Annotated in this window: 10 protein-coding genes; 3 read left to right on the top strand and 7 right to left on the bottom strand. The window is 54.4% G+C overall.

Translation table 11 applies throughout. From position 1 onward, the window contains the following. Positions 1–15: 15 nt before the first annotated feature. The 4 genes from GX030_04785 to GX030_04770 all read right to left on the bottom strand — a co-directional run bounded on the left by GX030_04785 (position 16) and on the right by GX030_04770 (position 6,981). Positions 16–1,008, bottom strand: a complete 993-nt coding sequence (locus GX030_04785) for a hydroxyacid dehydrogenase (GenBank protein ID NLV91695.1) — start codon at positions 1,006–1,008, stop codon at positions 16–18. Between the two features lie 26 nt (positions 1,009–1,034). Continuing rightward, positions 1,035–3,062: an FAD-binding protein gene (locus GX030_04780; GenBank protein NLV91694.1), complete on the bottom strand. Its 2,028-nt coding sequence runs from the start codon at positions 3,060–3,062 to the stop codon at positions 1,035–1,037. A 91-nt stretch (positions 3,063–3,153) separates the two neighbouring features. Continuing rightward, positions 3,154–6,282, bottom strand: coding sequence for an alpha-mannosidase (locus GX030_04775; protein NLV91693.1), 3,129 nt, complete (start codon positions 6,280–6,282; stop codon positions 3,154–3,156). Between the two features lie 24 nt (positions 6,283–6,306). Then, positions 6,307–6,981 (bottom strand): uracil-DNA glycosylase, encoded by a 675-nt coding sequence (locus tag GX030_04770; protein ID NLV91692.1) that lies wholly within the window; start codon positions 6,979–6,981, stop codon positions 6,307–6,309. Between the two features lie 209 nt (positions 6,982–7,190). Between GX030_04770 and GX030_04765 the strand changes: the two genes are divergently transcribed. Next, positions 7,191–8,552 (top strand): hypothetical protein, encoded by a 1,362-nt coding sequence (locus GX030_04765; GenBank protein ID NLV91691.1) that lies wholly within the window; start codon positions 7,191–7,193, stop codon positions 8,550–8,552. 18 nt (positions 8,553–8,570) lie between these two features. On the opposite strand, the gene GX030_04760 is transcribed toward GX030_04765, so the two are convergent. From GX030_04760 to GX030_04750, 3 genes are all read right to left on the bottom strand, one after another. Beyond that, on the bottom strand, positions 8,571–9,866 hold the full coding sequence (locus GX030_04760; GenBank protein NLV91690.1) for an FAD-dependent oxidoreductase: 1,296 nt from the start codon (positions 9,864–9,866) through the stop codon (positions 8,571–8,573). 163 nt (positions 9,867–10,029) lie between these two features. Beyond that, positions 10,030–10,602, bottom strand: coding sequence for a hypothetical protein (locus GX030_04755; protein ID NLV91689.1), 573 nt, complete (start codon positions 10,600–10,602; stop codon positions 10,030–10,032). A gap of 94 nt (positions 10,603–10,696) precedes the next feature. Then, on the bottom strand, positions 10,697–11,683 hold the full coding sequence (locus GX030_04750; GenBank protein NLV91688.1) for an rRNA methyltransferase: 987 nt from the start codon (positions 11,681–11,683) through the stop codon (positions 10,697–10,699). Positions 11,684–11,943: 260 nt separating this feature from the next. Here GX030_04750 and GX030_04745 point away from each other — a divergent pair, with 260 nt between their 5' ends. Together GX030_04745 and GX030_04740 are read left to right on the top strand one after the other, a co-directional pair. Next, on the top strand, positions 11,944–12,567 hold the full coding sequence (locus GX030_04745) for an AAA family ATPase (protein ID NLV91687.1): 624 nt from the start codon (positions 11,944–11,946) through the stop codon (positions 12,565–12,567). Between the two features lie 31 nt (positions 12,568–12,598). Further along, positions 12,599–12,898: transposase (locus GX030_04740; protein NLV91686.1), on the top strand; the 300-nt coding region annotated here is incomplete at its 3' end.

Here is a 12,898-nt window from a genome sequence, read left to right as displayed (position 1 = left end):
TGCACCGAACTTCCCTTAAGCCAGGATGGCCGATTGTTCCTTCGTAATCTGCCACCGCAGAGGCTCTCCTGCCAAATAGCGCTGCAGCTCTTCCACCATGTAGCGACCCATCCGCTCACACTCCCGGTCCAGGGACCCGGCAATGTGGGGCGTCAAAACTACATTGGGCAGAGTATACAGCGGCGACCCTGGCTCCGGAGGTTCTGGATAGGTAACATCCAAGATGGCCCAAAGATCGGGGCGCTTTCTGAGCACCGCAATCATCTCGTCTTCCCGTACCACTGCGCCTCGAGCAGTGTTGATAAAGGTCGCCCCTTCTGGCATCATGGCAAAGTGCTCGCCGGTGATCATCCCCTCGGTCTCCGGCAGCCATGGAGTATGCAGGGACACCACATCGGACTGGGTAAAGATGTCCTCTAAGGATACCAGGGTAACCCCCAGTTCCTGCGCCTTAGCCTCACTGACATAGGGGTCATAGGCGATGACCTTGACATCAAAGGACCGCAGCCTTTCACAGACCCCACGGCCAATCATTCCCAGGGAAATAATCCCCACGGTACTGCCATAGGCCCCCGGCACCCTGATGCGGGGCGGATAAGCCCCCAGTTCACGGATGGCACGAACATAGTACCAGCCCCGCTTCAGACTAAAGAGAATCTCCGCTATGGTGAACTCTACCACTGGAATCCCGTTGGCAGCATAGGCGCTGGTAATCATGATGCCCCGCTCCCAAAAGGCGGGGCTAACCACCTGTTTAATCGATCCGGCGCCATAGAAAACCGCCCTAAGCTTAGGTGCCGCATCCAACAAACGCTGGTCAAGGGTGGGACAACCCCATCCGGAAAACACCACTTCCGCGTCGGCCAAAATCTCGGGATTGGCTTGCACCGACTCCGCGGTTTGCGGCGGGGCGTAAATGTCCACCAGCTTGGCAATATCCTCCCGCTCCTTGGGACCGTAAATCTTCTCGTAGGACTCCGCACCTAGCAGGTATAATCCCTTAATCATCTACTTCCCTCCCTTCCACTCCTACCCTAGGACTCAAAACTACCGATGATCTTCCCTTCCCGGTACCTTCCCCAGACTTCCTCAAACCAGCCATCTACGGCCCCTTCTGGAATCCGCCGCACCGGTTCCCAGCGGCAGATGCACTCACCGGTTTTGGCATCCCAAGTCACGGTCTGCACCTTGCTGGCCAATTGACCATCATCGAGGAGGAACCGGAAACCCTCGGGCAGATTGTCCAAGGGCAGCTGCCCCTGGGGGTTATAGACCAAATAGGAGCCGCGACTTTGACCCCCAACGGCAATGTAATCGGCAATGGCCGAAAGGTAAACATACTGCGTGATCAATAGGTCCCGCACCCGAAAGGCCCAAGGCAGGTCCGTCAGATCATTAATTCTCATCTCTGACTGCAGATGACGCAGCCGATTGGCGGTCCATTGGATCCCGTCCTTTACCCCAGACAGCGACCGAATGTGGGCCCCTACTCTAGTGGTTAGTTCCTGCAGCTGACGGAGCAGCTGGTGGGGCGTCATCGGGGCCGAGGAGCGATTTAATACTCCTTGACCAAAATCGATGACTCCTTGAATTTGCGCCTTTACTTCCGGGGACAACCACACCTCAAGCTCCGGGGGCTCCTCCCGATACCGAGCGGCAATCAACTGAGCGGCTCGGGCGCTGCCCACTTGTCCCGAGTTGAGGGCACTACCACCGGGGCGATACACACCGTGGCTGCCGTTGACCTCTCCCACCGGGAAGAAATGAGCCAGATTGCTTTCCCACCAAATATCTCCTGTTAAGCCGCCGTTATTGTGTTGGGCACACACGGCGATTTCCAGATACTCCGAAGCCAAGTCGATTCCGTGGGATCGGTACAGATCGATGGCCGGTTGGTTCATATGGGCCAGGCGATCGATGGGGCGGCCAAACAAAGCCCCCGAACGCTCTAGGTATTCATAGGCCTCGCTTCCAACCTGAGAAAAGTCCAGGTCTACCTCTGTCTCCTGGCCGATGGCACAGGAGGGATTTCTGGTGTAGTCTAACCACACCCGTCTTCCCTTCAGTACCGTCTCGTTGTACACCAACAGGTCAATCAAAGAGGAACCGTAGTTGACCACCTTCCGGGGATCAAAGGGCCACTGATACCCCTTGAGGAAAATCGCGTCCAGCATCTTGCCCGGGGAAGGAAAATAGTCCAGCAGAAATTCTCGCTCATCCCTGCCCTCTTGGTCCGTGGAGACATATCGAGGTAACACCTGCTGATATGTTCCCGACAGGTTCCAGCGAAACTTGATGGAGGCAATTCCATATTGCGACTCCGTCAAATTCTGGCCCTGGGCCCCGGCCTCAAAGGCCAAGCCCGTGGCCCCGATTTGACTAGGAGGATAGACCGATGCTTGATACAGTCCAGCCGGTCCCCCGGTGGCATACACCACATTGGTACAGTTAAACAACACATATCGCCGGTGGGGATCCTCGAGGTGATTGTGATCTAAGGCCAACAGCCCGACGCACCGAGTTCCCTGGGCATCGGTGAGAATCCGAATTATCTGATAACCTTTATAGATGCTAATCCCCTTGGCCTTAACCTGGGCCTGGAGCCGCTCCACCATAAACCTAGAGGTTAAAGGACCGGCTGAGGTGGCCCGCTGCCGCGGATCGTGGTCGGTTTTGTACCCCACATACTGCCCAAATTCATCGTGGGGAAAGGGCACTCCAATATCCACTAGACGGTAAAAGCACTGTGCCGACAATGCCGCCTCGATCACAGCGATATCCCCGTGCATCGCTCCCCCACTAGCCAAAGTTTCCGCCATCTCGATAACGGAATCCTGACCAGCCCCAGCCAAAGTAAGCTTGTAGTAGGTTTGTTTGTCCGAGCCGGTGTTGATGGAGGTACCCCTGTCCAAACCTTCAGTGACCAGGGCTATGTCCCTTTGGCCATAGGTGAACAGGCGGTCCGCGGCATTAAGGCCTGCAGCTCCGGAACCAACTACCACAGTGTTGCAGCTGTACACCGGCAAAGTTATATCACCCAAAGTGATAGTAGTTGCTCGCACTAGACCCCACTCCCCCTCCCGACGAAATCATTAGGCACAAACGGGGGCCGTGGCCGGGAATTTGGTGACCATGGCCCCTGTAGTTACGACTTTACTTCTTCAATTCCACCAAGAAGGTCTTGATTTCATAGGGTTTGATGAAGAACTCCAGGGAATCTCCGGTCATCTTATCGCCCATGGGCTCCTCCAGCAGGTTGCACTCCTGCCAGGAGGCTGCGGACAAAGCCGTGGACAGGGTGACCTTGTTCCTGGCTCCGGTGAACTCATGGAGGCGAACCACCAGTTTGTCCTCATCCTCAGCCTTCTTGACAACATCGATCATGACATTATCAACGTCTAGAGCAAAGAGGGAGAATCGATCCCGCTGCGGAGCTCCCTTGGCCCAGGTCAAAGGACTATTTAGGTCCCAGGCCTCAAAGACAGTGCCGCCTTCGATCCAACTGCCTTGGTGGGGCAGCAGAGCGTAGGTAAAGATGTGCTCTCCCTGGTCAGCGGCATAGTCAGGATGGGTAGCAGACTTGACCAGAGACAATCGCAGACGATTATCCTTAATGTCATATCCGTACTTGCAGTCATTGAGGAGGCTAACGCCATATCCCTGCTCCGACAAATCAGCCCATTGGTGACCCACCGACTCAAACCGAGCCTGATCCCAGCTGGTATTCCAGTGGGTTGACCGCTTGACATTACCAAATTGGATGTCATAGGTGGCCTCCGTCGCCCGAATGTCCACGGGGAATGCGACCTTTAACAGCTGGTGCTGTTCATGCCAATCAACGTGGGTTCTAAAGTCAATGCGCCGGCTGTCGGCATAGACCACCAGATCCTGGCAGATGGTGGAATCCATGTAGCGCCAGTTGAAGCGAACCACTGCCTGCAGGGCGTTTGCTTCCACCAAATCTACCGACATCAGATCGGTAACCTCTCTCATCTTCTCCTGATAGAAAATGTCGATATCCCAGGCATCATGGGCCATGGGTTTGTCCTCAAAGACTTGCAGAACATTGCCCCGAGCTCCTGGAGCCAGAACCTCTCGCTCCGCGGTCAGATCATAGACACTGACCAACTGCCCTGCCTCGTTCCACTTCAAATCGTAATAGGGAGTGGTGAGACGGTTAGCCCCATAGGTGAAGGGTGAAGCCGCATCGGCTCCGGCGGTCTCCTGGTCAAACCAGACGCGGGCAAAACCCATGGCCGGCATGTTGTCTACCTTCACCAACCACATCCCATCCCGCAGCTCTGCGGTCAAGGGGTTACCCTCGGCGTCGAGCCAGCGACCCTGGGCCATCCCTTCCTCGGCGGGAATCTCCACCAACCCGCCTCGGGTCCAGGGAGCGGAGTTAAAGACGGTATAAGCGCCGGGCTCATCCTTGGAGGCAATGGCCTGTGCCGCCTTGTCCCAATTACCCTGGGCCAGTTGTCTTGCCTCTTCATACTCTAGGGTGCTGTCTTCATAGACCTCCCGAATCGAGGAACCGGGAATGATATCATGGAACTGGTTGCGCAAAAGGATCTTCCATCCGGCCACTAGATCCTGCTGCGGGTAGTTGTCCCAGGTGGAAGCAAAGACACTCTGCAGAGTTGACAACCACTCAGTGTCTCGATAGAGAAGCTCCAACTTGCGGTTCATCCGCTTGTTGTAGGCCTGGGAAGTATAGGTTCCCCGGTGATACTCTAGATACAGCTCACCATCCCAGGTGTGAACGTACTGATCCGTCTCTGCCACCGTCTGGTGCAGCCGATCGAAGTACTCATCGGCTCGACCGGTGAGCACCTGAGGCAATCCCGGCATCTCATTGAGGCGACGCCGCAGCTCCAGCATCTCCCGGTTAACTCCGCCGCCACCGTCTCCATACCCATAGGATAGAAGCAATTCCTTGTTAAGGTCCTTATCCCGGTAGGTATCCCAAATTCCCTTGACCGTCTGGGGAGTAATCACACCGTTATAGGTGTAGAACCAAGCTCCACCGGTCGTCGGTGTGGTGATAAAGTGGGTCAAGATTTCACTACCATCCATCCCCCGCCACCAGAAAGTGTCATGGGGCATTCGATTGTACTGGTTCCAGCTGATCTTGGTGGTCATGAAGGTCTTGATCCCGGACTTAAGAAGGATCTGCGGCAGGGCCCAGCTGTAACCAAAGACATCGGGCAGCCACAAGTACTTACAGGAAACACCGAACTCGTCGCGAAGGAACCGGGTTCCGTACAATAGCTGTCGGACCAGGGACTCACCGGAGGTGATGTTGCAGTCGGCCTCGACCCACATTCCTCCCTCGGCTTCCCAGCGTCCTTCCTTCACCCGTTCCTTGATCTGACTGTAGATTTCAGGATAGTCCGATTTGATGTACTCATAGAGCTGCGGCTGACTTTGCAGGAATACGTAATCGGGATACAGTTCCATCAACCGCAAAACCGTGGAGAAGGAGCGAGCACCCTTCTCTCTGGTGTGCTTGAGACGCCACAACCAGGCCACGTCGATATGGGTGTGACCGATACAGCGAATGGTCACGGGATGATGCTTTTCGATAGCAGCAATCTGGTTGTTGAGCTCTTCTCTAGCCTCGGCGATGGAAGCGTAGAAGCCTTCGGATCCAGGCTTGGACCAATCCACCAACAGATAGGCCCGATCCAATGCCGTCAGCAGCAAGGACCGCTCCGGCTGGTTCTCATCCAGCTCCTTCACCGTCTCTAGGGCCGCCCACGAGGTAAAGACCAAATCATCGGCAGCTTCATCGAGCCAACAGATCTCTGCTTTGCGGAGCATCATTTCCTGCTCCCGGGGCTTGCCGCCGCCCTCAAGGCCGGACCACAACCGGAAGGACAACTCCACGGTGGTTCCTACCAGCTCCGGTGGGAAAAATACTTCATGGTGATTGGAGTCCACTCCCTGGTAGGGCTTACCGTTGACAAACAACAGGGACTCAAAGCCGGAGTTACCCCCGCCTCCCGTTTTGCCAAAGTCAAAACGTCCCAAGACCTTCCGTTCCTTCCACTCCGCGGGAATCTCCACGGTAGCAGTAACCCAAACGTAGAGGTCCCGACCTTGCCAGCGTTGATTCATGACCGCCGGCTTCCACTCACCGTCGGTGGGAGGATATAGACCTACATCACCGCTGGTATCAATCTGATACTGCATTGATTCCAGGGAAATGGCATCGCGATATCGAAACTCTGCCAATTCCCTAATTCTGGCACCGATCTTTCTCTCGGTAAAAAACAACCTTTGCACCCCCTGCATATTTTTCTACCGATTTGGAATTTGCCAATCAATTACTTCCAATCCATTCCTCGCCAAAAACTCATTGGCCCGAGAAAAGGGCCGACTACCAAAAAACCCCCGCTGTGCGGAGTAAGGACTGGGATGGGCCGACTCGATGATGTAATGGTGGGACGAAGTGATTAGCTCCTTCTTAGCTTGAGCCTTCCTACCCCACAGAATGAAAACTACCGGCTTTTCCCTGGAATTCAAAGACTGAATCACCCGATCGGTGAACTGCTCCCAACCTCGGCCCTGGTGGGAATTGGGCTGGGCCTTGCGGACCGTCAACACCGTGTTGAGCAGCAAGACACCTTGTCTTGCCCAATGCTCAAGGCAACCGTGATTGGGAATGGGGCAACCCAGATCTGCCTGCAATTCAATGAAGATGTTTCGAAGAGAAGGAGGCGGAGTCACTCCGGGTTGCACCGAAAAGCTGAGACCGTGGGCCTGCCCCTCACCATGGTAAGGATCCTGCCCTAAAATCACGACCTTTACCTCGTGATAGGGAGTATAGTGCAAGGCATTGAAGATATCGTACATATCGGGATAGACAGTGGCAGTTCTGTATTCTTTAATCAACCACTGGCGCAGTTGTTGGTAATAGGGCTTGTCAAATTCATCCCCCACTACCTGGGCCCAATCATTATGTAGTATCGCCATAAGTATCGCTCACCGCCTTACTTCCATACATTTCTATATTGGTTACCTGATTCCTCCGGTATCGGTCCAGGGGCAATCCCATCCTAAGGCAGAATTAGTCCACCGGCGGCGAATACTTTTTTCATCTGCTCCAGCATAGATTGTGGTACAAATACGAAGAGAATCTTCTGAAGCAATTGGCTAAAAAAGATGGAAGAAGGGGTGCAAAAGTGTCCATCAGGAAAGGAACAGCTGAGGAATACATCTTGGAATGGCGAAGCCTTTGCCTGAGTTCAGGCGGTATCGACATTGCAGACCTACAGGAACTTGAGGATTACCTGCGGCGGGAAATCAACTCCCTGACGGCGCTGGGGCTGTCGGAGGAGGAAGCCTTCCTAATCGGGGTGAAGCGTCTGGAAGACCTCCCCTCACTCTCCGCAGCATTTCAGAAAACCAATTCCCGAGGCTTCTGGCAGAGGCTGCTTCCAGAGCCTGCCCCCGCCGAAGTCCACCAAAATCAGGAACGGGACTGGGTTCTTCCCGTGTGCCTGGCTATCTTCGCGGGACTCTTGACCCAATTGCCCAAGCTGTTTGGCATCGGCTTTCGGGAAGATTCTGCCTTCTTTCTCAAGAATTTGAGCCTTTTTGTCTTACCCTTTGTCGCCGTCTTTTTTGCTACGAAACGTCAAATTTCCCGTCGGGCTGCGGCCTTCATCACCATGACCTTCGGCCTATCCATCCTCTTGATGAATCGCCATCCCTTTGCCGAGTCAAGCCAGACAATGCTCTTGAGTTCAATACATCTTCCCCTTTTTCTTTGGTTGATCACCGGCCTGGCATACACAGGAAGTGAATGGAGGAGTGTTTCTCGAAGAATGGATTTCCTCCGCTTTACCGGTGAGTTATTTGTCTACACAACCCTCTTTCTTTGCGGAGTTGTGGTGATCAGCGGCTTAACCAGCCTCCTGTTTTCCGCCATTGGTATCGATGCTGCCGGGCATATCCTTCAGTCCTTCGCCGTACCGACCGCGGTGGGAGCCCCGATCATCGCCGCCTATTTTGCTGATCGGCGGAGACATGTGGTTGAAAACTTCGCACCGATCCTGGCCAGGATTTTTGCCCCGCTCCTCCTTTGTGTGCTGACGGTCTTTCTGGGGGTTCTGGTGTTCCAAGGGACAAATCTGATGATGGACCGTTCGTTACTCATCGGACTTGATTTGCTGCTGATCCTAGTCCTGGGGATCGTCTTTTATACCCTCTCTACTCGAAAGGGAACGCCCCGTCCACAGATGTACGATTGGATTAGTCTCCTACTGATCCTTACCCCTTTGATTATCGATGGGATCGCCCTGTCTGCTATCATCTCCCGGCTTAGCTCCTACGGCATCAGCCCAAATAAGTTGGCGGCCCTGGGAGAAAATATCCTGATCTTTATCAATCTGGCGGGACTGGCGCTGCTTTTTGTCAGGTTTTTCCGCGGCAGGATTGCCTTCTCCGATCTGGAAAGATGGCAATCCTGGCTCCTGCCCCTCTACGCCCTCTGGCTGGGCCTTGTGGGCCTAGGGTTTCCGCTAATATTCTCTTTTCAGTAGGAACCTGACCAAGGCCCATTACAGCTCCATTTGCGCTCTAACTTCCGCTCCATCAATCTCCTTCACCGATTTTCCCGCGGCATTAGCAATCGCTGCGGCAATTCCCGCAGCTTCCCCCAGGGTGCGGCAGTTGGGAATAATGCGGATGGCCGCGTGGGCAGCAAAGGAGGCGGAAATACAACGTCCCGTAACCAAGAGATTCTTCACCCCTTGGGGCAACAGGCAACGGTAGGGTATCTCGTGATAGACTCCCTCCGGTAGGTACTTGAGGGTGGTGCCTACCCCCGACGGGTGGTGGATGTCGATGGGATAGCGGTTAAGGCAGATACCATCGGCAAAGCGCCGGGCTGAGAAGTAATCATCCTCCGTCAAGGTGTACTCCCCGACAATTCGAACAGACTCCCGGATCCCGATTAAAGACGCCACGTTGGTGATCTCAGCCTCAGCAAAGCCTGGAACAAACTCCCGCAGGAACCTGACGATGCGCTGGATTTTCTGCCGTCCCACTCCATAGGCTCTACTTATCTGCCAAGGGTCAAGGGCGGCAAACCCTGACAACCGGGGGCAGTTAAAGGCTAGGGAATGGCGACGACCCAACAAGGAGAAGAACTGGAAGTACCCCAGATCATCGGGAGCAAGGACACCGGCGTCTATCCCCTTCTGGACCCAGGGGCCCATAGGGCTGTCCTTAGCCTCATGAAAGCCCACGTGAAATCGGGGATAGGAAACCTCTACCCCGATAGCCCCAAAGGCTTGGGCAACGGCATGTTTGTCTACGTTGCCCAGGATAAACCGAAGGCTCATGGGCTGGTTCTGCCCGGTTTCATTTCCTATTTGGACGGGACAATTGGCCATCCGAGCCACCACTGCATCACCGGTGGCATCGATGATCGTCCTGCCAGCAATGGGCAGCACCCCGCCGCGGGTTGCTACCTGAAGGGTAAGGATCTCACCACTAACCAACTCCACTCCACTGACGACAGCGTCATACAACACTGTGACTCCTGCTTCCAAAACCATCGACTCCAGAACCGTCGCCAAGAGCAGCGGATCAAACCAGCTGGCCTCCTCGGGACCCGTTGAATCCACCGATTCTTGATACCTGGAAATAATCTCCAAGTTGAGTCCCCGATTGAGCGGCTGTCCAGCCAAGTGATTGTCCATTAACGGAGTGACAAGGCTTAGGGTTGAACTTCCGCCCAAGGCTCCCGACCTTTCAATTAACAGTGTCTTCTGTCCCCGCCGGGCTGCAGCGATGGCTGCGGTGGTCCCGGCCGTTCCCCCGCCAACTACGATAACCTCAAAGGTGTTCATGTCCCTTGGCACCTCCCCCAAAATCCTCTTTCTTACCTAATACTTGTTGCCGCTGTGACTGTATCCTGCCGTGATCAGGACTATCTTCCCGGCAAGGCAAAAGCCGCTTCCATAGATTGAGAAGCGGCCCTTGATCACAACTAACCTTGGCGGAACTTGAGAATCAATCATGGGGCAGCGTCCGGGAGGCGACATACTCCGCTGTGCTTTCCCGGGGTTGATAGGCCCTAACTCCTATTTCTTTACCTTTGACTGCATCGGGCATCCCCCAAGCTTCCGGTTCAAAAAGGCTGGGGTCGGCAATGGCCCGCAGCAGATAGGCCTGGGTTATACCAAAGGCACCGTGGGAGAACCAAGTCACCCCCTGCGTCACCGGATCCGCAGACTTGATGGGATTGGCACCCATTCTCGCCAAAATGCGATAGGCCACCAGCCAACTGAGATGGCCGTGGGTAACTCCTTTAATGAAGGGGTGATCCCTTCCTGTCACAGTAAAAAGATAAGATCCTACCACTCCTATCCCCGCGGCCAAAGCGTTATCGGTGAGCATGCCAATAACGTCGCCCATGGGCTGATCCACTTTTCGTCGCCGCAGAAAGAACCCCGCGCCCTGCCTTTGTGAGGTTTCCTTGGCTATTCCCAACATCAGTGCGCCCCGCTGAATCATGTTCTTGACAATATTGGCACCGAGTCCGGAGATTGCTCCCGCGACAAACCGGTCCTGAATCTTCTTCATGGTGACACCTCCCCTACTAGTTGTCTCCATCTCTACCAGGAGAAATCGTGGGAAGGATTGGTAATGTTACCGGCCTATGGAAGCGAATACATTCCTAGAGATCCTCGACGGGAGGCCAAATTGAACCCCACTGAAGGTTGCGGGCCTGCCGGAAGAGAGCTCTGTCCCTGCGGCTGACAACCTCTTCCTTCAGACCTTCCGGGGTACAACTGACCAGCCGAATGTGCCCCTTGCGAATCTGAGGGTGTCTGAGGATTCGCCCGGGGATTTCTTCACCTGGAATCTTGGATGCCGCTACAAAGGAGAATTTCTCATCTTCGTAGGATAGGGTGCCGGACTTCACCCGTCGATGAAGCTGGGAGCGGGCAATCCGCTGAGAGAAGTGACACCAATCGGGTTCCGTCATGGGACAGGCTCCGCTGTGGGGACAGGGAGCTGCAATGCGGGCGCCCTCTCCCGCCAGCTGTTCCCGCACCTCCCTAATAGCAGCAAAACCCTCGGGGGTGCCCGGTTCAATCACTACGAGTACTGTCTCCGTCAGACTCCACAACTTGTTCACCAAGGACCTCCGATCTGCCTGTGTCAACTCATTGAGGACATAGGAGGCTGTCACCAGGTCAGCGGAGGCAGCATCCCACTCTGTGGTCAGATCCACCTGTCTCCAGTTGGCCTGCTTCAGTGCAGAATGCTCGGAATGCTCAGCAAGTCTTTTGCCCAGGGCAATCATCGCTGATTCCCGCTCCAGGGAACTGACCTGTTGTAACGAGGGCCAAACTGCCGCAGCCGCCCACATCACTGTGCCTGGGCCGGCACCAACATCCATCAGGGTCTGTGGCTGCCAGCCCGGCTGTCCCTCCCGCACCTGTTCCAGGGCGGCGTAGACCGCAGCATAAGTTGCCGGCAGCCGAAAGGCGGCGTAGGCAGTGATGTCCTGGGATGACTGCAGAAGTTTCCCTCTTTTTGAACTGCCCTTGGCTCGATAGCGCTCCGAAAGATCGGTCACCACTTTGGCCAAATCTTTGCTGGACACCGATGATAGCTCGGACTCAAGTGCTGCCTCCAGTGATAATGGTATGTGCATTTTTTCTTTCACTCCGATCTGGCGACTTTAGTAACAAAAGCACAGCAATGGAAACCACCCCAACAATTGACAGCCCGTCCTATTATACTCCGACAGCAGTCAATGGGCCATCATTCGATTCCTTCTGTCCGTCCTTGAGTTTATCGAACTAAGGTGACTTGTGCGGGGCAGCTGGTGACAGAGTAGGAGAACGCCGGAAAAATATCCAATGGGAAGAGAACAGGAACCGGCCCAAGGGCTAATAAGCCGGGTAGATAACGATGTTTAACGTCTGTCCCGAGTGCGGACAATACCCTGATAACAAAGCGATCGAGCCCAATGGTCCATTTGCCCTCTGTCACTATTGCGGCTATCGCCACCGATTCAAACAGCTGCCTTTGTTTGTCATTACCGGCCCCAGTGGAATCGGAAAATCCACCCTGTGCCTAGAGCTTAGCACCCGGACTTCCGACTACGTGATCATGGAAACCGATATCCTCTGGAATGATGAGTTCACCAAAGGGCAGGACAACTATGTCACCTATCACATAATGTGGTTACCGGTGGCCAAGAACATCAGTCAAGCCGGCAAGCCAGTTATCCTTTGTGGAACAGCCCTTCCGGAACAACACGAGCAATGCGCCGAGCGAAGGTACTTCGACAAGATCCACTATTTGGCTTTGGTATGCGAAGATGAGACGCTGGCGAATCGGCTGCAAAATCGCCCATCTTGGCGACGCTCCGGCGAGAAAAACTTCATTGACGAGATGATTCCTTTCAACCGATGGTTCAAGGATAATGCCAACCGCACCAAGCCGCCCATCGAGTTGTTGGACACCACTGGCCGCAGCATAGATTGCACCACAGAGCAGATCATAAAATGGTTAGACAAACATAATCATTGAAAACCCCTCATAGGAACCGAGGCAGCAGGCTGTGGCACCCCGAAGACCCAATAATCAGCTTCCTGTGCTTTGCACCGAAAGCTATCCTTCATGGTCCCTTGTTCCTCAATTCCCCTTCAAGTTCTATCTATTTAGCCCCCTAATAGATTTGCAGAAAATCCTTTTATCTGCTATCATTCAGATCAGGGGGAAGTTTCATGAAAAAAGAGATTATACGCAAGAATTCAAAGAACAGATATTAAGGGAATGCCAAGAGGTCGGGAATGTTGCTGTTGTCGCCAGACGGCATAACATCTCACCGAATACCATCCATACCTGGAGAAGTAAGGCC

This window comes from Bacillota bacterium (genome assembly GCA_012727955.1).
Classification (GTDB): Bacteria; Bacillota; Limnochordia; order DTU087; family JAAYGB01; genus JAAYGB01.
The sequence above is the reverse complement of the archived record's forward strand: the minus strand, read 5'-3'. Positions and strand labels throughout refer to the sequence as shown.

Bases quoted from the DNA above. Each gene is read 5' to 3' on its own strand.
- GX030_04760 (NLV91690.1), bottom strand. From the start codon at position 9,866: ATGAACACCTTTGAGGTTATCGTAGTTGGCGGGGGAACGGCCGGGACC.
- GX030_04770 (NLV91692.1), bottom strand. From the start codon at position 6,981: ATGGCGATACTACATAATGATTGGGCCCAGGTAGTGGGGGATGAATTT.
- GX030_04755 (NLV91689.1), bottom strand. From the start codon at position 10,602: ATGAAGAAGATTCAGGACCGGTTTGTCGCGGGAGCAATCTCCGGACTC.
- GX030_04750 (NLV91688.1), bottom strand. From the start codon at position 11,683: ATGCACATACCATTATCACTGGAGGCAGCACTTGAGTCCGAGCTATCA.
- GX030_04745 (NLV91687.1), top strand. From the start codon at position 11,944: ATGTTTAACGTCTGTCCCGAGTGCGGACAATACCCTGATAACAAAGCG.
- GX030_04785 (NLV91695.1), bottom strand. From the start codon at position 1,008: ATGATTAAGGGATTATACCTGCTAGGTGCGGAGTCCTACGAGAAGATT.